General features: G+C 34.0%; 17 protein-coding genes. 10 read left to right on the top strand and 7 right to left on the bottom strand.

Translation table 11 applies throughout. The annotated features are described in order from the left end of the window. Positions 1-60 precede the first annotated feature (60 nt). The 6 genes from DET49_RS03965 (at position 61) to DET49_RS03990 (ending at position 10,604) form a co-directional block, all read left to right on the top strand. The gene (locus DET49_RS03965; RefSeq protein ID WP_133546804.1) at positions 61-3,006 is read left to right on the top strand and encodes a nuclease-related domain-containing protein; all 2,946 of its coding nucleotides are present in this window, start codon (positions 61-63) and stop codon (positions 3,004-3,006) included. Continuing rightward, the gene (locus tag DET49_RS03970; protein ID WP_133546805.1) at positions 2,996-4,558 is read left to right on the top strand and encodes a S1 RNA-binding domain-containing protein; all 1,563 of its coding nucleotides are present in this window, start codon (positions 2,996-2,998) and stop codon (positions 4,556-4,558) included. Before DET49_RS03965 ends, DET49_RS03970 begins: the two co-directional genes overlap by 11 nt. Then, a complete protein-coding gene (gene pglZ, locus DET49_RS03975; RefSeq protein ID WP_208109615.1) occupies positions 4,555-7,059 on the top strand; it encodes a BREX-1 system phosphatase PglZ type A in 2,505 nt (834 codons plus the stop codon). The genes DET49_RS03970 and pglZ overlap by 4 nt, the downstream gene beginning before the upstream one ends. An 11-nt stretch (positions 7,060-7,070) precedes the next feature. Continuing rightward, positions 7,071-9,086 (top strand): BREX system Lon protease-like protein BrxL, encoded by a 2,016-nt coding sequence (gene brxL, locus DET49_RS03980; protein ID WP_133546806.1) that lies wholly within the window; start codon positions 7,071-7,073, stop codon positions 9,084-9,086. A 101-nt stretch (positions 9,087-9,187) separates the two neighbouring features. Then, complete coding sequence (locus DET49_RS03985) at positions 9,188-10,231, top strand: type II toxin-antitoxin system RnlA family toxin (protein WP_133546807.1); 1,044 nt, start codon at positions 9,188-9,190, stop codon at positions 10,229-10,231. A gap of 4 nt (positions 10,232-10,235) precedes the next feature. Next, the gene (locus tag DET49_RS03990; RefSeq protein ID WP_133546808.1) at positions 10,236-10,604 is read left to right on the top strand and encodes a type II toxin-antitoxin system RnlB family antitoxin; all 369 of its coding nucleotides are present in this window, start codon (positions 10,236-10,238) and stop codon (positions 10,602-10,604) included. Positions 10,605-10,729: 125 nt separating this feature from the next. Here DET49_RS03990 and DET49_RS03995 read toward each other — a convergent pair whose 3' ends face one another. The 4 genes from DET49_RS03995 to DET49_RS04010 all read right to left on the bottom strand — a co-directional run bounded on the left by DET49_RS03995 (position 10,730) and on the right by DET49_RS04010 (position 13,139). Next, positions 10,730-11,410 (bottom strand): hypothetical protein, encoded by a 681-nt coding sequence (locus DET49_RS03995; protein WP_133546809.1) that lies wholly within the window; start codon positions 11,408-11,410, stop codon positions 10,730-10,732. Continuing rightward, positions 11,410-11,802 carry a BfmA/BtgA family mobilization protein gene (locus tag DET49_RS04000; RefSeq protein WP_133546810.1) on the bottom strand — a complete coding sequence of 131 codons (393 nt, stop codon included), beginning with the start codon at positions 11,800-11,802 and terminating at the stop codon, positions 11,410-11,412. Before DET49_RS04000 ends, DET49_RS03995 begins: the two co-directional genes overlap by 1 nt. A gap of 437 nt (positions 11,803-12,239) precedes the next feature. After that, positions 12,240-12,689, bottom strand: coding sequence for a JAB domain-containing protein (locus DET49_RS04005; RefSeq protein WP_133546811.1), 450 nt, complete (start codon positions 12,687-12,689; stop codon positions 12,240-12,242). A gap of 102 nt (positions 12,690-12,791) precedes the next feature. Further along, on the bottom strand, positions 12,792-13,139 hold the full coding sequence (locus DET49_RS04010) for a single-stranded DNA-binding protein (RefSeq protein ID WP_133546907.1): 348 nt from the start codon (positions 13,137-13,139) through the stop codon (positions 12,792-12,794). Between the two features lie 825 nt (positions 13,140-13,964). Here DET49_RS04010 and DET49_RS04015 point away from each other — a divergent pair. Continuing rightward, the gene (locus tag DET49_RS04015; RefSeq protein WP_166636537.1) at positions 13,965-14,924 is read left to right on the top strand and encodes a hypothetical protein; all 960 of its coding nucleotides are present in this window, start codon (positions 13,965-13,967) and stop codon (positions 14,922-14,924) included. Positions 14,925-15,134: 210 nt separating this feature from the next. On the opposite strand, the gene DET49_RS04020 is transcribed toward DET49_RS04015, so the two are convergent. From DET49_RS04020 to DET49_RS04030, 3 genes are all read right to left on the bottom strand, one after another. After that, entirely contained in the window at positions 15,135-16,232 is a 1,098-nt protein-coding gene (locus DET49_RS04020; protein WP_133546813.1) for a transposase, read from the bottom strand. Between the two features lie 2 nt (positions 16,233-16,234). Further along, complete coding sequence (locus tag DET49_RS04025; RefSeq protein WP_133546814.1) at positions 16,235-17,011, bottom strand: RNA polymerase sigma factor; 777 nt, start codon at positions 17,009-17,011, stop codon at positions 16,235-16,237. A gap of 96 nt (positions 17,012-17,107) precedes the next feature. Beyond that, positions 17,108-17,287 (bottom strand): hypothetical protein, encoded by a 180-nt coding sequence (locus DET49_RS04030; RefSeq protein WP_133546815.1) that lies wholly within the window; start codon positions 17,285-17,287, stop codon positions 17,108-17,110. A 110-nt stretch (positions 17,288-17,397) separates the two neighbouring features. Between DET49_RS04030 and DET49_RS18565 the strand changes: the two genes are divergently transcribed. The 3 genes from DET49_RS18565 to DET49_RS04045 all read left to right on the top strand — a co-directional run bounded on the left by DET49_RS18565 (position 17,398) and on the right by DET49_RS04045 (position 20,113). Continuing rightward, positions 17,398-17,799 (top strand): hypothetical protein, encoded by a 402-nt coding sequence (locus DET49_RS18565; RefSeq protein ID WP_208109616.1) that lies wholly within the window; start codon positions 17,398-17,400, stop codon positions 17,797-17,799. A 234-nt stretch (positions 17,800-18,033) separates the two neighbouring features. After that, positions 18,034-19,239 carry a hypothetical protein gene (locus tag DET49_RS04040; RefSeq protein WP_133546816.1) on the top strand — a complete coding sequence of 402 codons (1,206 nt, stop codon included), beginning with the start codon at positions 18,034-18,036 and terminating at the stop codon, positions 19,237-19,239. 163 nt (positions 19,240-19,402) lie between these two features. After that, positions 19,403-20,113, top strand: coding sequence for a hypothetical protein (locus DET49_RS04045; RefSeq protein WP_133546817.1), 711 nt, complete (start codon positions 19,403-19,405; stop codon positions 20,111-20,113). Positions 20,114-20,255: the final 142 nt, after the last annotated feature.

Consider the following 20,255-nt stretch of genomic DNA (forward strand, 5'->3'; position numbering starts at 1 on the left):
CTACAGAAATAATTAATGAAGAAGGATTGATTGAGGTGGAGATGAAACAGTAAAATTAAAATGGCATTAGAAGTCCGACACAACAGAGCAGAACATTCACATGAAAATTATCAGTTTCGAAGAATTGCGAAGAACTTAATACAGCTTTTTGACCATAAAGGTTGGGATGGTTTGTTAATCGGAAATCCAGATTCAGATGATTTTAGTCGGTTTAGGGCTGATGCTATTTTACTCTATAATCATGGTTTAATTATAATTGATTTAAAAGATTACGATGGCAAAATTCAAATTCCAAAAAAGGATGATGATTTTGCAATTACTAAATGGTATTCTGAAACTGAAAAGGATAAGCAAAGAATAGAAATAAAGGGTGGTAACAGCTTCATTAATCCCTTTATGCAGTTAAAATCCTATAGGCAGGTAATGTATGAGGTTATTAATACTAGTACTGTACTTAAAGCAAATTTAAATCCGTCCCGGGTCTGTGCTATAAATCTGTTTTCAGGCCCAATAGAATTAAATCGAAGAGCGCCTAGAAGTGTTCCTTATTATCAAATTGTTGATGAAGAGGGCTTAGCTAATTTTCTTTATGATTATAATAGCGTCAACACGTTTGCCGAAGATTCGGCTAAAGCATTAAAAGGGATTTTTCCGGCTTCGAAATGGGAGGAAGTAATTGAAATACCAGAAGAAAAGCCCAAAGAACCTGAAGTAAAACAAATTGACCTTGACATTGAGAGTGAAATTACCGAATTCTTGGAAAAGGATGAAAGTGGGATTCTTGTACTAGAATCCATGGAATATAAGAAACGTGACGAATGGGTCAATTATATTTTAAGAGAAGCTAGCAATCACGGTATTCCCCAAACCGAAGTATGGTCACATTCATCCAGGATTAAAAGAAAAATTAAGCAACGCTCCGGAATCCAATCGCATAGTATATACACAAGCATTTACGGAGGGAAACAAAAAAAATCAAAGGAGGATGATCAGGAAGAGGAAAATGAAGAAGGGCTAGATGAACGTGAGATAATTGGGTTGAAGTCTGATGACATTCTTGATGATAAAGGTATGATAATTCTTCATGAAGGGCATTTAGTTACTAGGAGCTTAAACCAAAGTCCCTTATTAAGATTCGGTTCAGGAAGATTATTGGAAGATTTCTTAAGCTTTATGAGACTTGATGAAACCAATAGAAAGTTAATATGTATCGGTGATCCATTCTCACTTTCCTACGGGAATGAAAATGAATCAGCTCTAGCCCAAGAAACACTTAAAGAATTATACAGTGGTTTTATAGATGTTTATCGGAACCTTCCTAGTGAAAAGATTTCAGGACCTATTGTTGATTTTAGAATGCATTTGGCGAATTCTATAGATGCAAGTTGTTTTAACAACTTAATTTACCCTTTTGATCAAATGAATTTTACCGAAAAGGATAGGCTTCAAACTTTGGAGGTTTTGAAAGCATGGTTTTCGGAACCTGTAACTTCAGAACCGGATAATTCGATGCTGGTATTTTCCAATAAAGATGCACAAAAAATTAATCTTTTTATAAAACAGCATTATTTAAAGAATTCTGCAAACCTTTCTCCAGGCGATTTGTTGTTGATGAATAATAACATCAAAACTCCAGACGAGACTGGTCTCGGAATCCCAACCTCGATAACCAATGGTATGTATCTTTTGGTGAAGGAAGTCCTGGAAGATCATATCGAGACAGTCAATTCAAAATCGTTTAAACATCCTGTAGAATTAAAATTTCAGAAGCTTAAAATTCGTTGTTTGAGTTTAGATAATAGGCCTGAGGCCATTGTTTGGTTATCCTCCAATTATTTTAATGGGGAAGATAAACTCAGTAAGGAAGAAGAGATTGCATTCCGAGTTTATGTGAATCAGAAAATAGCGGAATATTTAAAAAAACATCCTTTTGAAGATTCCGAAGAATATAGAAAGCTTCAACAGGATAATAAGTTTTTAGATCATCATAAGAAAATTTTTGAGTGGAAGAAAGCTTTAGATAATGGTGAGAAAGTAAAAACAAAATTGGAGAAGGAAAAAAGGAAGGCTAATAAAATTGAAAAGACTTATCGAAGAGAATATCGAGAATTTGTTCAACGTAAAATATATGCTGAAGATCCATTTTTAAATTCCATTCTAGCTAAATATGGCTGGTGTATTACTGTTCATAAGGCCGTAGGTAGCCGTTTCGAAAATATATGTATTAACGGTTCCCAAGGGGAAAATAGAGGCTATACAAATGAAGCCTATTTTCGCTGGTTATATTCTGCTGCTACGATATCCCATTCCAAAATTTATCTGTTAAATCCTGTAGAAATAGATCCTCTTATGGATTGTCGGTTTGTTGACATAGATGAAGTTGGATGGTCTAATAAAAATCAAAAAGAACTGGAGTTTCCGAATTATACGATCCCTCGGAGTTTAGATGAGAAAATTGAGGATGAAATTAATCATAATGTAAAATCCGCTATTTCAATCTTTTCATCTCACTTGGGACACTCAGGTATTTTACTTGAAAAAACAGCATTTAATAATCAATATTTAGCGAAGGCATTTTACTCTATTCCCGATGATGATAAAAAACAGCTGGTGATTGCCTTCAATAGTAATGCTAAATCTAAGGTTACTTCTATTCGAACAGAAAGGAATGGAGAGATTTTAAATGGTGAATTTGAGAAAGGGCTTGAAAAACTTAGAGAAGTTTCGGGTGACGACAGCCAATCGAAATCTAAAAATATCCCTCAGGATTTTCGATTTGAAATATATTATAAATGGATCGAGCAAAGTAAAACTAAAGGGGGGAATCTCTTCTTAATTGAATCTCATGAATATGATGATGTTTTTATTTATAATAGAGATAATGAAAAGGTAGAATTCAAAGCATATTTTAATGATCGGGGCTTTATAAGCGTTATTACGGTTTTGCGAAAGTCCAATGAAGAGCTAAGTCAGGAACTTGAAAATATCCTTTTAAATGGAAGATAAACGCAATCTAGATACTCGGGCTAAGGCCTTAATTGATTCTCAACCTGAGGAAGCTCTGAAAATCTATAGGCAGATATGGGACAACTATCCAGAACAATTCAATGCTTATAATGGAATGTTTGCCTTAAAGGCTGGGAGGAAAATACCAAATGTAGATATTGATTTTCCAAGCAAGATAGCTTGTAAGTTTCCAGATTCAGATATGGTCAATGGAATATTTGGCTGGTTAATTTTTGACAGGTTTATAAAAGGGAAATCGGAAGCTGAGATATTATCTTACGAAACTTCAATAACCGAACAATTAAATAAAATATCACAGAAAAATCTAAGGGAAGATAATAGTTATCCATGCCCTTTTTCTATTATAGCATTTAAACTCGCAGATGCATTTTCTCATAACATGTTTAATGCTCCTAAAGTGAATAGGATCTTAGATGTAATTAATGCTCAGTACTTATCAATAATTCCTAATACCATAACTACAGAAAAGTTTGGAGAAAAAGAACAGGCATCCGATCTGGAAAAGTATTTCGCCCTAAAAACCAAAGCTCTATTAAAACAAAATCAATTTGAAGACTGTATATCATTATCTCAGCAGGCCTTAGAGGAGCTAGATCGATTTCATTACGATAATGATCTTTGGTTCAAAATGAGAATTGCTCTATGTGAAGAAAAATTAGGCAACTATGAAGCAAGTGAACACTTGTTCAAGAAATTACTTTCTTCAAAAGCTGGAAGTAGTAAGTGGTTCCTCTATCGAGATATTGCCGAACTATATTTTGAACAGGAAAATTATGGTAAGGCCTGGAAATTCGCAGTAGATGCGGCCTTTTATGGTAACGAACCTAAGTTTCTAATTGGACTTTATCTTCTTCAAGCACAAATTCTATATAAACTAGATAGACCTGAAGATGGTAAATTGCTAGCCGAATTAATTGCTGGAATCCTCCAGGAAGAAGGTTGGAGAAACAAGCAGGAATATAATAAGCTATTTGATTTCTACAGTATTGATCAGAATGATGTTGAGCCTTTGAAAAAAATCTACAGAAAAGCTGAAGATTTTTGGATTTCTGAGCGATATAAAGGAAAACCTGTTTCTGAGGGTGAAATAGTCTGGATTCATCAAAGAGGAAAATTTGGGAAGATTCAATCATTGGGAAGTAATGAAGTAATAAATTTTAATAAAAAGGATTTTAGAAGAAGGCAACGGAATCTTCACGATTTAAATGGAGCCAGGGTCTCCTACATAGAAATGCCATCTTTTGATGATTCTCCAATTGCTGAGAATATTTCCATATTAGATAATCCAACTAAGAAAGGAAGGGAAAAACAGGAAAATGTAGGAAAAGAATTAAAAGGCAAAGTGAAGAATGTCGTTCCTTTCGGTGTTTTTGTAAAATTTAAAGATTTAGGGGATGGTTTACTTCACAAATCTAAATTACCAAACCATCTGAAAAATGATTTTGAACAAGCTTTTACAGAAGATCAAGAAATAGAAGTAAAGATTATAAAGGTAACCGATAAGGGTATCCAATTAGAATTGATAGAATGAGTATAGAAAATATTTTAGGTTCCTTAAAGAAACTCTTTGTTGATCATAGAGTAATATTTTGGTATGATGGCAAAAAAGAATTTGTAGATGAGTTTTCAGATATTAATATTACCAATATAAATAAGTTAGAGGTAGCTGGAAATGAATTTGAAGTCAAGTATAAAATTTTGAAGAGTTCCCAAACCGACAAGTTTCTTCTTTACCTGCCATATGAAAAACCTGCTAATGAAGATAATTGGTTATTAGACTTGGAATTAGCTAATCATGTATTTCATACGGATAAAGAAGCGATGTTTCTTCAAGAGCTTGGACTGGATTATCACTTCAAGGATTTAGTAGCCGAGCATATAGAATTCTTTAGGTCAAAAGAAAGAAAGCAAAAGTTAAAAGCTCTATTGGTTAAGGGAGATGAACATCATGCTATAAGATGCAAGATGCTAACAGTTGTTTTTGGTACTGAAACTACCAACCTAGATCAGTTTGTTCAGTCGTATGCGTTACTGGCGGTTTCAAAAACTACTAATTTTGATAAGTCTTTAGATCGTTTCAGTTTGAGTAGATTCTTTTGGAATGAGATAGGGAAAGTGTATAACTACCATTCTGATAAGCCATCAATCTATGATTTTTTACTTGATCTCTTTGAACACAATTTTGTCCTGGGTAAAAATAAAAATCTAAGTAATGAGTCCAGACTAGTATTAAGTACCTGGAAGAATACACTTCCGTTTCGAGATTACTTTGGAGAGATATCAGAAAAGATTGCAGAAGATTTACAAATCGAGGAAAAGTTAATTCATGCTCAATTAGATGAACTTATCTCTGATGATATTTTCAGATTAACTGATCAAAAGATTATTCATGAATTAGTCTCCCAGATAAATTCTAATAATCTAAATTATGATAAGCTTGCAATTTTTATAAAAAGACGTGAAAATAAATTTTGGTATAAAGAATATTCTGATTTCTATAATACAATAGAATCTGGGGCCCGGCTTATTGATCTGGTAAATAAATACAATACTTTCGACTCCAGTAGTTTTGAAGCAGCGGTAAAAGAATATACGATTAGTCTTTATGAGGTCGATCTTGCCTACAGAAAGTTTATATGGAATTATCGTCAAACAAAGAATAATAGTGTTCTAAATGAACTATCTCATCAGGTTGAAAAAAACTATAGTAATTCATGGCTACTTCCTTATAATAATGACTGGCAGAAAGTGATCGACAAAATGGATATGTGGCCTGTTGACAGAAAAGAAAGTCAGCACAAGTTTTTTAATAATCATGTAAAGCCTTTTTTGGATAGGGGGCAAAAACTATTTGTTATTATTTCGGATGCTTTTCGATATGAATGCGGAGTGGAATTAAATGAAATATTAAAGTCTGAAAATAGGTTTGACTCTTCTTTAAACCATTTAATTAGTAGCGTGCCTTCTTATACTCAATTAGGGATGGGAGCTTTACTTCCACATGAAAAGATTGAAATTAAGGAGAATAGTGACAGTGTTTTAGTAGATGGATTGGCTGCAAATGGGATTCAGGGTAGAAAAAAGATACTTGAAGTTAATTCTGGTGTAAGGGCGACTGCAATTAAGGCAGATGAACTGATGCGGATGAGTGTCAAATCTGGGGGGGAAGGCCGTGAATTTGCTAAGCAGTATGATTTGATATACATATACCACAATCGAATAGATAAAACAGGTGATGATAAGGCTAGCGAGGAAAGAGTTTTCGATGCTGTTGAGGAAGAGTTGAGTTACATTGTTGATCTGTTAAGAAAAATTGCAGGTCTTAATGGGAATAATATTCTAATTACTTCTGATCATGGATTTATTTACCAGAATCAGAAATTAGAAGAAAGTGATTTTAGTATTTCAGACCATCAGGGAGAAATATGGAAGGAAAACAGAAGATTTGTAATTGGTACAAACCTTAAAGGGGACACTTCAACAAAAGTGTTTACCCATGATCAATTAGGATTGCAGAATTCAAATTTAGAGGTGCTGATTCCTAAGTCTATTAATAGGTTACGGGTTAAAGGTGCAGGAAGTAGATTTGTTCATGGAGGAACAACACCTCAGGAGGTCATCATCCCCTTGATTAAGGTTTCTAAGAAACGTCAGGACACAGTTTGGAAAGTAGAAATTGATATTATTAAATCAACCGACAGGATTACTACTAACATATTGCCAGTATCTTTTATTCAACAAAGCTTGGTAGGTGAAAACGTCCTAGCAAGAAAAATTAGAGCTGGAATTTATGCTGAAGATGAAGAGCTTTTAAGTGATCAGTTTACTTTTCAATTCGATATAGAAGAAGGCAGTGAGAGGCAAAGGGAAGTTAAACATCAGTTTCACTTAAGCAAAAAAGCCAGCGGAAAATATAAAAATCAGAGGGTAAGATTAATCCTTGAGGAGCCGTTGGAAAATACTAATAAATGGAGAAATTATAAAGATTTCTATTACACACTAAATATTACTTTTTCAAGCGATTTCGATTAAATCAAAATAAAATGGTAGAACTGGATCAAAAGCTAAATCAAAGTTTCGGTGGTAAAGTAGTTCGTAAGGATCTTACCAAACTTGTAAAAGGAAATGCAATTGTTCCAACCTATGTTCTTGAGTATTTATTAGGTCAATATTGTGCAACAGATGATGAAGAAACGATTAATCAAGGAGTTGAGACCGTCAAGAATATTATTTCCAAACATTTTGTACATCGTGATGAAGCTCAGATAATTAAATCTACAATAAGAGAAAAAGGATCTCATAGGATTATCGATAAAGTTTCTGTAAAGCTTAACGATAGGCGGGACCGGTATGAAGCAAGTTTTGCAAATCTTGGCTTGAAACAAATACCAATTTCTGACGAGATCATAAAGGAACATCAGAAACTTCTTTCTAGCGGTGTATGGTGTATTCTAACATTGGCTTATTTTCCATCTGATGAACGAGATCATATTCCCTGGCTTATCGAATCCTTGAAGCCAATACAAATCTCTAATGTTGATGTAAGCGAGTTTAAAGTAGAAAGAGCTAAATTTTCTAAGGAAGAATGGATTGATGTTCTAATGCAATCCATTGGATTGAACCCAGATGAATTTACCTTAAGAACAAAACTTCTCCAACTAATTAGATTAATACCATTCGTCGAAAATAATTTTAACTTAATAGAATTAGGTCCGAAAGGAACTGGAAAATCCCATATCTATTCGGAGCTATCACCTCATGGAATTCTTATATCTGGAGGAGAAGTATCCAAAGCGAAATTATTCGTGAACAACAGTACTGGAGATATAGGTCTTGTTGGTTATTGGGATGTGGTGGCCTATGATGAATTTGCAGGTAAAACTAAGCGAGCAGATACAGGACTAGTTGACATCATGAAAAACTATATGGCAAATAAGTCATTCTCTAGAGGTACAGAAGTATACGGTGCCTCAGCTTCCATGGTTTTCGTAGGTAATACAGATCATTCAGTTCCCTATATGCTTAAGCACAGTGATCTTTTTGATGCATTGCCGAGGGATTATTATGATTCAGCTTTTTTAGATCGTTTACATGCCTATATACCTGGTTGGGAGATTCAGAAGCTGAGAAACGAAATGTTCACTTCTAATTACGGTTTTATAGTTGATTACCTGGCCGAAGTTTTACGAGATTTAAGAAAGGAGGATAGGACTCATGACTATACCCAATTTTTTGATTTATCCGATTCGATTACAACCCGTGATAAAAATAGCATTTCAAAAACTTTCTCTGGTTTAGCAAAGGTTGTTTATCCCGATGGGGAATTAAAAGAAGAAAACGCAAAGGAGTTATTAGACCTTGCAATTGAAAACCGAAAAAGAGTTAAGCAGCAACTTCAGAAAATGGATGAAACTTTTGAAGAGGTAGATTTCAGCTATACAATTAAAAGTTCAGGTAAACGCATTGAAGTTGAGACCTTAGAAATGCTGGAATTTGGTGTGCCGGAGGTTCAGGAGAAAAAAGACGAAAGGAAAGATGCTGTGGAGGTTCCCGTATATAACAATGAAGAGAATAGGTTAGAAAATCTTGAAGGTAAACAAAAGGTTGTTCGAGACAACCAAACAGGTATATCATATGATAATCTTTTCGGTGCCTATCTGGTAGGAGCCAACGAAATAACCTTGGTTGATCCGTATATAAGATTACCATACCAACTAAGGAACTTCATGGAGTTCGTGAAATTACTTTCGGAGAAAAAAGATCCGAATGAAGAAATTAAGCTAAAATTGATTACTAGCAATAGTGAAGAATATATTGAAAATGCTCAAGAAGCTTTTAACACGATGCGATATTCTTTAGAAAGTATGGGAATCAATTTGGAGTATGAATTTGATGATTTTATTCATGATCGATATATAAAGTTGAATAATGGCTGGAAAATTATTCTTGGCAGAGGTTTGGATATCTGGCAGAAAACTGGTGGATGGTATGATATCAATGAGTATGTTCAGGAAAAACGATCTTGTAAGAGTTGTGAGGTGACCTTTGTAAAGAGCTAGTTTAATAGGAACTAGATCTTTTACTATTATTCCGTTCAATTGAACCCAATGATGTAATTGTTATTCTTAATATTTGTAATATAGCACACTTAAATTTTTTTATGTCATTTAAGAAGTTAAATCTAAATAGAGCCAAAATTCAAGAAACTCTGGAAAATTTTCTAGAATCATCTGTGGATATTTCCTTAACACAAAAAGCCGAAGGATTTCATGTCTATAAATTTATTTCTACAGGCTATAATCCAGCTAGTTTAAATATTTATTTTAATGGGGATGGAACGACGACTCTACAGCCTAACACAGGCAAGAATGTAGAATGGTCAACTTCGATTGCAACAACTATTGTTGAGAATTGTAGTGTTAAAGTATTCAATGCTAATAGTTTTTACCTGAAAGCTATTAGAGATGAGGATTTTCAGGTTGTGTTGGAGTTCCTTGCTGAGGAGTGTGAAGCTGAAATTTTATCTGACAAAAATAATAAAATCGGTAGGCACATTAAATTAAAAGGCAAGCAAGGGGATGGACTTGTTTTAAACCATTATAAAAACGGTGCTTTTCAAGCGCAAGGTAAGCCAAGAATGCTATTTCACGATGCAATAATGATTCTTTCCGAACTTCTTCCTTTTAAAGAAGTAATTAATACTCAACTAGAATTTTACGAAACAAAGTTGACGTCCGACGATATAATTGGAGAATTGGAAAATAGACTTCCTGTCTCCAGTGATCATTTGGATGAAAAGATAAAAAGTGTAATCAGTCCATCAATAGCATTAAGAAAAACGGATTTAGCCTTGACTGATTATGCAGTTTTTGCTTTTCCAATTCTTAGGGGCATAGAAGGGGTAATGAAACAATTATTTGCATCAAAAGGTAAATTAGTTACAAAAGATGGTTTTGGTCCCCTTTTTGAAGATAGAGGAATAAGTCTTACATTTAGTTCAGAAGTTAAACAAGATATCAAATCTCGGGAATTTGAAAAAGCCGTTTGCGATTTGTATAGCTTTTACAAAACCCAAAGACATTCGCTATTCCATATGGATGGAACTGTAAGTACTTCTAAAACTTTAGATAGGTCGGAGGCTGAGCATATTATTAATACAGGAATTAACGTTATAGAAAGTAGTTACACTATACTAAAAAGCTAAAGAAATGTATCCAAAGGAATCTTATTTAGTAAAGAAACTTCCAAAAGGAGATTTTGCTTGGATGGTATTGACTCTTGGTAATTCGAGAGTAGATGAACTGTTGGGTGAAATCGAAATTAGTTTAAAAACTAAAAAGGTAAAGGGAAAAATTGCTTTTGATTTTTTATTGATGAATGGTTTAAAGGATAGGTTTTATTCAGCAGATTTTAATGGCAGAACATTTAATTTGACTTCTTTTAAACCACTTCAAAATCCTGGAGTAGTTTCTAGTGCCTCAAATAAATATTTTGCTAAAAATATAAGTATAATTGACAATAGTAATTTGCCAAAGACTAAAAAATTCCTTTATAAAAGAGCTATAGGCCAATCCTGAAAATATACTTTTTATTAGTTTGAATACCACCATACGGCGGTATGAAATGTATTAAAAGTCATTCTTCTTACAAATGCCTGATTAAAAATTTTAAATTTTGCAGGAAGGGTTTGTGATTTTATTTTTCACAACGGCTCCCCATAGTTTTTATCCTTACTAGTATGCAAGTTGTCCCGGTTCTGGGGTGGTGAATTAAACTTTCGATTTTTTTTTATTTCGTCAGCTTTTAGTATCCAATTTCGGGCGCAGGCCTGCCAGTTTGTAATTGGATTTTTACCATTTAATTTCCAGCCTATAGATTCATAAAAATTATAGAATTTTTTAGCTTCCAGGGTACTTCTATTTTTTCCTTTAAAAAACTCAATAACCTCTTGTTCATTTTTTGGACAAGTGTTTATAAAAGAGTTTATTATATGTTTACTCTTATGTTTATTAAAAGATACCAATTTTTGGACAGGTACCTGTTCAGAAATTGGATAAGTCCTGTCCATTTTTTGATCAGGTTGTGTATCAAATCTGGACATCTCCACGAGGGATCCCATTTGGGGACTACTGGAGGGATGGTATTTAAGATATCCCCAGTTTGTTAGCTCCCCAAGTAATTTGTGGTAGGTCGTCCTGGAACGTATTTTAGCTAGCGCCATCACCTGTTTACTATTAATCATAATGGTTTTCGGAAAACGTTTCTGATTCCATAGTTCAAAAAATGCTAGGTATAAACTGCGGTGTGAGGACGAGATTTTGTCATCATCAGCGAATTTTCGCAATACTCCGTTTAGGTGACGTATGTAATTGACCTCTTTCATTATTTTGAATTATTGCTTTCGCGGAAACCATCTTCCTCCCAGTTTGAAATATTTTCCTTTTTCTCCTGGAGGATTTTCTTTTCCAGTATCAAGGGTTTCTGTTTGGGTGCTTCGGTTTGGAAAAGGGAGGCGATCATCGCTGCTGTAGGTTTGGTTTGGGTTTTTTCCATATCACGCATAATGGCAATAACTGCATTGATACGTTTCTTAAAAGAAGCTTCAATAGTCCTCCCGGTTGGGCCTAATTTTTCGTGGGGAGAAATTTCATTATAGAAGAAAAAGTCGAGCATTGTTTCCAGGGCTTCGGTGTGTGATTTGCAGTGTGTTCTTGAAAATTCCTGGAAACGTTTTGCTGCTTCTTTTTTGAACCTGATGCCGATAAATGAGTCCATAATTCGCCGATTTGTCGCAAATTCTTTCCTAAAACTGGGCCCTGGCAGGGCATTTGTCGCAAATTGCTTAAACTCAGGAATCTAAATAAATTTTAAACAACTGAATTACAGTTGTTTATAAAATAAGAGGAGTGCTTAACATCGCGTAGCGTGTTACCCTCTTGCTACTCCTTTTCGTCCCGCGCAGCGGGACAAAAATTCCGTACAATTTGGTCTGTTGCCTGTCTTTATAGCCAGTCAAAGCCCATTGCCAATTCCCAGGAAAAAATTTCCGGATTAATAATTTTTTGCTGTGCAGGTCTATCGGCGAAAGTCAAAAAAGGATACCCCTGCATAAATTTTGAATGCTAAAGATTAGCGTTTTAAATATAACAATTTTTATCGAGATGAATTTAACAGCTACAAAAAAACCTTTGAACAATCAAAGGCCTTTAGGTTTAAAGAATTCCATTATCTGCAAAACTATAATAGTCACCACCGGGGGTAAGTATTAAATGGTCTAAAATCTTGATATCAAATAATTCTGCGGCCCTTTTAATTTTACTGGTTAAATCCTTATCGGGGTTACTGGGTAACAGGGTACCCGAGGGATGGTTATGAGTAAGGATAACTGCAGTACTAAGGCTCTTTAGAATAACCCCGAAAATTATGCGTAAATCCACCAGGGTATAGGTTATCCCGCCTTTGGAAACTTCAAAGATCCCTTTTACGCGGTTATTGTTGTTCAGCAACAAAAGTTTAAAACTCTCGCTGACTTCTATTTCATCCTTATCCCAGTTGGAAAACAGGACTTCTGCAGCGGTAGCGGAAGATTTTATTTTTGGCGTCTCACTAAGCTTTACTTTGCTGCGATAGGATATTTTTATTTCACTAACTTTGGTTTTCATAATTATTGATTTAATAGATTAATAATTAAAAGAGGGCGCTTTTTCGACGATGACGCCCTCTTTGTTTATACTCGATAGTCGAGAATTAAAAGTCTGGATAGCTTAATTACCGGCAGCTTCACCACTTCCCAAAAACAGGATTTCACTCACCAGGATTTCGGTAACATATCGTTTCTCTCCGCTTTGGGTTTCATAGGATCTGGAAGTTAGTTTGCCACGGATGGCCACTTCTTTACCTTTATCAACATATTTCTCGATAAGCTCCGCCTGTTTTCCCCAGGCCACTAAATTGTGCCAGTCGGTTTGTTGGATTTTCTCTCCTTCTTTATGATAGTATTCATTGGTAGCCAGTGAAAAACTGCTTACTTTTTTACCACTCTCGAAGTTTTTGATTTCAGGGGCATTCCCCACGTTTCCGATTAACTGTACTTGGTTTCTTAGATTACTCATAATTAAAAGATTTAGATACCTGCTTTTCTTTGCAGGTTGATTAAACATTGATTTACTTATTATATCCGAAGCGTTTTCCTTTTTTGATTTTTTTACTTCGTTTCCGGTTATGTTGTTTTGAAATGATTTCATAATTGTTATTTATTGATTTACTTCCTATAGAGCCGTTTGCTGTTACCTTTTTTGATGCTGATACATTTTCAATATTTAGAATTAGGGAAGACTTATAAAAAGGAGTAAGCGACTGGCTTATGCAGTCTGGACTAACTTCTAAATATTGGTATTTTGCATTACAAAAAAGGTAGGGACAGCTACGGCCGGGAAGTAAATGGAAATAGTGAAATTGAAAAACAACCGGAAGCGAAGTAAATGCAAGAATATAAATCCGTTTAGGCGGGCTTCCTTAATGTTCCATTCTCAATCTAAATTTAATTGTGAAGTGGGAATTATTATATTACCAGGAATTTTGTGGTATATAAAAAGGATGCCCAAGACTCTTATAGAGAAGCGCTTTCCCCGAAATGAAGCTTTTGCGAAATGCAGGGGAATGGGCTGAGCGGGTATTAAAATTTGCACTTAAAATTCCACTCTTTATCCATCTTCAACTTATTTCAAAATTAACAGGAACATTATAAATTTACAGGTAAAGTCCGTACTACTTATAATTTTATTGTAATGAAAACTGAATTTGATAGAAAGGAATTCTTTAACCTATGCTGGGAAAAGAGTATTTTATGGTTTTGTAAAAACTATATAATATCGTATCAGGAATTTAAAAATCTGTGTACGGAATATCAAATTCCTTTGCCGTCGAATGGATATTGGATGAAAAGGAAATTTGGTAAGGAGATAAATAAACCGAAATTACCTCAAGCCTATAATGATACGGGAAAAATTCACCTGATAAAAAGAACGGAAGAAAATTCAAAGAAGCTTAAAACAGCCGGAAAACTTAAAGCTATTGATTCTAATACTAAGTCAAACGATTTAGAAGTTCCTAAACGATTGCCAAAAAATCCGGATCCTATTATCCAGGAAATGTTATCTGATAATCCCAAGAAACATCCAGTAGTAAATAATATTAGAGATTACACGAAAAGGTATAACTACGGAAGAATTTGGGTAAGTGCCTCAAGAAAACCATATAAAAGAGCTCTTTGTTTTTTAAATACTTTTATTAAGGTGATGAAGGAAAGGGGGCATTATTTTTTGTTCTGCTATAATGAGGCATACATTGTAATTGAGGGGATAGAGATCGCTATTCGGATGAGAGAGCGATCAAAGAGAGTTTATGAAACTGAGAAATCAAGTTATCAATCTAGTAAATTAGTCCCTATCGGACTTTTGAGTATTATCACGGGAGAATATTCCCGAAAAAAGGAATGGCAAGAAACCCCTACTAAGTCACTTGCTGAAAAATTGCCGATAATCATAACCTATCTAGAGAAAACCGCTAAAAAGGAAAGATTATGGCAGGTTGAAAATGCGAAGCGAAGAAAGGAGCAGGCTATTGAGGAGAAAAAAGAAGAAGAAAGAAAAAAAATACAAAAAGAAGAAATCCAAAAACTACGTTTAATTAAGCAAAAATCAGATCTTTGGCACGAGGCCAATAAGCTTAGAACTTTTTTAAACGCTTGTGATGAGAATGAAAATCTGATTGAGGAAATGAAGGAACTTGTAGCATTTGGTTTCAAAAAAGTTGATTGGTTGGACCCACTTAAATTTTCGAAAGATGAGTTGTTTCATGATTTAGATCCTCTTAAATTACTTGAAGAATTAGAATGATAAATTTAGTAATCAAAGTATGACATACATTAAATTTAAATAATTTAAGACCTTTGAATATTCCGCATCCTAAAATACCTTCATATATTGGCTGAATCCAATTCGTACAATTAATATAAGAAAGCCCACGCCGTTGTATATGCTAAGCGCATTTAGTGAGTGTATTTTGCAACCTCACCTTGCGGGTGTACAAGCACCCTCATAAAATCGTCAATCTGTTATAAGTTCAATACCGGCTTTTTCAGCCTTGTATTTTATTTTAGTCATCAGTTCATAATAGCTCCAGTTTCGCAGTACAAATTCTTCCTTTTTGGCAATCTCAATTTTATCTTCTTGATTTAATAAAATCAGCGTACCCGCCTGGTGCTTAACGCAAAAATCAATTAATTTCCTGCTATATAAATGCAAGCGGTTACTTACATAATTCTTTTCCAAATCGTAGAACCTTTGGACGGCTTTTGTTTTTCTTTTATGTCCTTTACCCGATTTGGAAAATGTTGCTCCATCTTGCGCCCTTTTTCGGGCTGCCTGTATGGCCAGTCTTCGGTATAAAAACTCTTCCCGGTTACCAATAGTTAGTTTAGACTTGCCGGCTTTAACGATTATAGGATATTCCAAAGACAAAGAAGCTTCTGCAATCATATTTGGTTTAAGGGTATGTCTTTCTTTTTCAATTTCAAAAACACCTAAGAGATAGGTTTTTCCCTTTTTCAATTGAATATGAGAAGCGCATAGTTTGGTTTCTCCTTTTACAAGCCGCTCTAATAATTTGTGTTTATCGCTAAAATCCTTTCCAAGATAGGTCTTCATGGGAATTGAAAAAAAGCGAAAGCAAAAGGCCTTTTTCTCCTCGTTATAAGTTAATCCTTTGATGCCTTCCATATCGAATGGAAAAGCCATATCCTTTTTGAAGTTCATTAAAGAACGTTCTCCTTTCCAGTATTCCTGCCTGTTTTTAATAAAGGAGCTAATTATAGTATTGTTCAGGTTGCCTAAGATATTGGTGGGGATCTCCCCTTTATAACGGTCGGATACTACACGATATGTGGTATTCATCCGGGAACGATTTAAGATACCAGCTTCATCTTTCTTTTCATCAGCCAGTTTATATTTTATCCCTTCGGTTAAATAAAAGAATTCCTGGATCATTTCCTGAACGTAGAGATGACTAACGATAAGGTTTGCTGCCTTAAAGCTGCGGTTGCGCCACTGGTAAAGTTTATCCAAGGCCTCCTTTCGTTCTGCTTTGGTAGGCAGATCAACCAGTAATTGGATCTTTCGGGTGAGTTTTAGCGTATCTTTTCCCATCACTAAGCCGATTGTTGTTGTTCGTGTTTAAGCTGCATTAGCTTATAGGCGGCCATAAATTCTTGGTGTACTTCCTTTTGAGAAAGGTTCAGCTCTTTTGCAATGGAAGCAAAGGAGTACTGCTTTTCATTACGGAGCTGTAGCACCTTTTCCTGTTCCTGGGTCATTTTTCTCTGAATTTTTATCGCTACCATTGGTTTTGAATCCAAATTGCTACCCTGGTGGATGATATTCTTAATATCTTCAATAGCATTTTTTACTTCGTTGCTAGTGTACGTGATACTCGTTCCTAATAATTGACCAATAGCTTTATAGCGAAAATCATATTTTAAACAAAGTTCTATCAGCCGCTTTCTTTCCGCGCTAAGTAACGGGAAAACACGACTTATCCTATCAAAAGCTGTTTGTTGCGCCTGGTGGCTTAGTAGGTGCGGATCCTCTTTTTCTGGATCATAACCGTGCAAATATTCCTGGTAGTTATCATAACTTTCCAGCGAGTTGACGGTTCTAAAAAACTTATTTTTAGGGGTAGTGAAGTAGGTGTAGCATTCCCTTTTCATTACCATTCGAAGGAAATAGTAAATATGTTCTGGTCGTTCTATCCGGTCCCTTTTTTCCCACAGTATGAGAAAGGTATCCTGAACCATGGTTTCTACGGCAAAATCATCATCCAGAATTTGCCTACCAACCCAGAAGAGAGTTCGTTTATACTTAATATATATAAACTCTAAAGCATCAGGATGGCCTTGCTGTAATAATTCAAAAATACGCTGTAACATAATGTGCCCTATTAATTTTATTAGTGATTTAAATGAAGACTATTCCATCTAAGTTGAGGTCTTCCTAAAAAGCCATTTTAAAATCAGATAGTTGACTTATTTATCTGAATTTAATGCCTTTTCTACCTGCTCCAATTTTTGATTATATTCTGCTATTAATTCATCTGCATATATCGGGGTTCTATCACCATTCAGACAATATCGTATGTAACGAGGAGTAACCTTATATTTGCATGCAAGTACTTTTAGTACCCCCGTGTTATAAGTTTTCTTCATAAATTACGTAAGTTTGTCTGTTCATTGATTTGTTCCATTTTTCGGAACAAAACCAAATATAGTTGATAATTATCAACTAAACTAATATTTTGAAGATAATTATCTTCTTTATGAGGAATATTTTAAAAGTTTTCACTGAAATTGCCCACAAAGAAGGGGTAAGCATTACCAGTTTAGAAAAAACAATTGGTGCTAGTAAGGGTGTCCTATCCCGAGCTATTAGTAAAGGAACGGATATTCAAGCAAAATGGTTAATTGCATTGGTTGATAATTATCCCCAGTATAGTGCGGAATGGATACTTACGGGAAATGGTCCTATGTTACAAAAAGATTCTGCTAATTCAATTAATAAAGAAACTGATCCAGAAGTTTTACGCGATAAATTAGTTAATCTTCAAAATCAATTGGATGCTCTAGAAAAAGCGAATAATGCTTTAGAAGACGCCAATGAATCCTTAAAAGAGACTAAATCATTACTGCAGAAGCGAATTACTGAGCTTGAAGCTAACTAAAGCTTGTTAGTGTCCCTCCAAAGAATTTTTTGTTTGAGTTTGCCTCTTCAAAGTAATTTTTTACTTCTCAAATTAATCACAACTTCCTTTCTTTACGGTTTTCCATAACCTCATTTTATTTTAATGTTTTATATTTAGCGAAACCTGCTTTATCTCGGAATATTTATTATTAAAATGGTAATTTATTTGAGATATAACTAGTTAGGGCTAATATTTATAAAGAAAGATTTTAAAATGATTTATAAAAAAACTCCTGGAAAAACTGAGATAATTAAAACTAAAGGAGATGAAGGAGAAGAGTTTGTAAACAACTTATCCCATAATGCTTATTTGAAGTATTGGTGTTATCCAAATCCAAAAGATTTAAATGGTGATAAGAAGGAAATTTGTGATTTACTCATTCTATTTTATAATACTGCAATAATTATATCAGTAAAAAATTACCAAGTCAAAGGCAACCACAAAAGATTTCAGAAAAAAGTTATAGAAAAATCTTCTAATCAATTATTTGGAGCTGAGAAAAAGTTGTTCAAAAACAAGGAAAAGGTAATAATTGAACATCCAGAAAAAGGAGCTGAAGAATTTAATCCATCTCAATACAAAAAAATTTACCGAATTACTGTAAGTGTAGGTGAAGACATCGATGGCTATAAATTAATTGACCACAATAAACAAAAAGGATCAGTTACCATCTTTAACAGAGAAACTTTCGAGTCCATAATAGAGGAATTGGATACGATTAAGGACCTAACTGAATATTTAGAAGTAAGAGATAATTTATTATTAGAAAATGTCGATAAGAAGCTAAATTGTTCAGAACGAGATTTATTAGCTCATTATTTAACAAATGAAAGAAAATTTCAGCCTGAATTATATTCAAAATTCGAGGAAACCTCCAAAAATTTAGAAGGAAGATGGGAGAATTATTTGGAAAATAAATCTGTCTTTTTGAAAAAACTTGAAGACGAAAAAAGTTATTTCATTGATGATTTAATAAAAAATGATGTTCTAAAAGTTCCAGGAGGAGAACAGTTGGCTAAAGAACTTATGGGCCTTAGCCGATTTGAGAGAAGAATTATCGCTCAGAATTTATTTGAGATGGTTGAAAAATACCAAGATAAAGAAGGCTTTCTTGGTAGAAGAATTTTTGAATATAATGGAATAGGATATTTAATTATTTATTACCCTCCTGAGAAATCAGAAAAAGATGTAGAAACAATCTTATTGCACGCTCAGCAACTTTATTCATATTTTCATCAGTTTGATAGAATACTACTATTAGCTGCTACAACGGAGTTGAAACAATGGAAATTTGGACTATTTCAAGCAACTGAATTAAATACTAAGATAGAAGAATACCTAAAGAATCTTGCTGATAAATATGGTTGGTTCAAAGATGAAAAAAAGACAGAGAGAGAAATAAAAGAATATCCAGATTAATAAATACTAGCCCTAATATCGGTTCATCGCAAATGACGGGTGTTATCAAAAAAGTATAATTTTAGAAAACAGGAAACAAAAATGGTTAAGCCGACAAGTCCGCGTCCCTAGTCCCGTAACTTGCGATAACCGTAACCGCTAGCTCTCATATTTTAGGAAAAAAATGAACATTAAACTGAAATCAGAAATTTTAGAAAAATCAATTCATATAGAAAGTTATTTATCTCAAATTTTAATGCGTTTACTGGATATAGAAAATCTTAATAATAAAACATTTGGAACAAAAGGTTCTGCATTATCATTTAAATCAAAAGCGGACTTATTATACGATATAAAAAAAATTGATAAAAATCTTTATAATGATCTAATACTCTTTATGGAGATTAGGAATCAATTCATCCATAATCTAGATACCAATTCCTTTGAAACTGTAAATTCAAGAATAAATAAGAAAACAAGACTTCTACAATTATATGATGAGTTTGATAAGCATAAAGAATTTGGTCTTATGCTTAAAGAGGATAAACTTTACAAGGGGTTTATCTTTTTATGTATTCGGATAATTCAAAATTTAGAAACTACAGAAAATAAAATCCTAGAAGAAAAGAAGGCGGCCCTTGACAGGCAAATTGAAGTCATTGAAAAAAATCACGAACTTGAATTTAAAAAATTAACCAACAAAGCATTAGCCGATTCCATTGATGAAGTTATGGAAGTTTTGAATGAAAGTTTTAAAAAAAATGAACTTGGGGAAAAGTTCAATGCTGGGAACCGATTTACTGATTTGATAAAAACTTCAATTTTCGGGTTGTTGAAAAAAAATATTGCAAAAGAAATTGATAAGCAGAACAAAAAGACGAGAGCTAACAAATAACGCAAATGGCGGGATTAATAGAAAAGCACTAAATTAATTTTCATAACAAACAGAACCGTTAAACCGACAAATACGCATCCATAAATCCACACTACTTCTCGTTATGCGAGACCGTTGGCAGCAATGCTATAAATTAATTAAA

The organism is Salegentibacter sp. 24 (genome assembly GCF_004362395.1).
Lineage (GTDB): Bacteria > Bacteroidota > Bacteroidia > Flavobacteriales > Flavobacteriaceae > Salegentibacter.

Coding starts and splice junctions, on each gene's coding strand:
- DET49_RS03965 (WP_133546804.1), top strand. CDS start 61: ATGGCATTAGAAGTCCGACACAACAGAGCAGAACATTCACATGAAAAT.
- DET49_RS03970 (WP_133546805.1), top strand. CDS start 2,996: ATGGAAGATAAACGCAATCTAGATACTCGGGCTAAGGCCTTAATTGAT.
- pglZ (WP_208109615.1), top strand. CDS start 4,555: ATGAGTATAGAAAATATTTTAGGTTCCTTAAAGAAACTCTTTGTTGAT.
- brxL (WP_133546806.1), top strand. CDS start 7,071: ATGGTAGAACTGGATCAAAAGCTAAATCAAAGTTTCGGTGGTAAAGTA.
- DET49_RS03985 (WP_133546807.1), top strand. CDS start 9,188: ATGTCATTTAAGAAGTTAAATCTAAATAGAGCCAAAATTCAAGAAACT.
- DET49_RS03990 (WP_133546808.1), top strand. CDS start 10,236: ATGTATCCAAAGGAATCTTATTTAGTAAAGAAACTTCCAAAAGGAGAT.
- DET49_RS03995 (WP_133546809.1), bottom strand. CDS start 11,410: ATGAAAGAGGTCAATTACATACGTCACCTAAACGGAGTATTGCGAAAA.
- DET49_RS04000 (WP_133546810.1), bottom strand. CDS start 11,802: ATGGACTCATTTATCGGCATCAGGTTCAAAAAAGAAGCAGCAAAACGT.
- DET49_RS04005 (WP_133546811.1), bottom strand. CDS start 12,689: ATGAAAACCAAAGTTAGTGAAATAAAAATATCCTATCGCAGCAAAGTA.
- DET49_RS04010 (WP_133546907.1), bottom strand. CDS start 13,139: ATGAGTAATCTAAGAAACCAAGTACAGTTAATCGGAAACGTGGGGAAT.
- DET49_RS04015 (WP_166636537.1), top strand. CDS start 13,965: ATGAAAAGGAAATTTGGTAAGGAGATAAATAAACCGAAATTACCTCAA.
- DET49_RS04020 (WP_133546813.1), bottom strand. CDS start 16,232: ATGGGAAAAGATACGCTAAAACTCACCCGAAAGATCCAATTACTGGTT.
- DET49_RS04025 (WP_133546814.1), bottom strand. CDS start 17,011: ATGTTACAGCGTATTTTTGAATTATTACAGCAAGGCCATCCTGATGCT.
- DET49_RS04030 (WP_133546815.1), bottom strand. CDS start 17,287: ATGAAGAAAACTTATAACACGGGGGTACTAAAAGTACTTGCATGCAAA.
- DET49_RS18565 (WP_208109616.1), top strand. CDS start 17,398: ATGAGGAATATTTTAAAAGTTTTCACTGAAATTGCCCACAAAGAAGGG.
- DET49_RS04040 (WP_133546816.1), top strand. CDS start 18,034: ATGATTTATAAAAAAACTCCTGGAAAAACTGAGATAATTAAAACTAAA.
- DET49_RS04045 (WP_133546817.1), top strand. CDS start 19,403: ATGAACATTAAACTGAAATCAGAAATTTTAGAAAAATCAATTCATATA.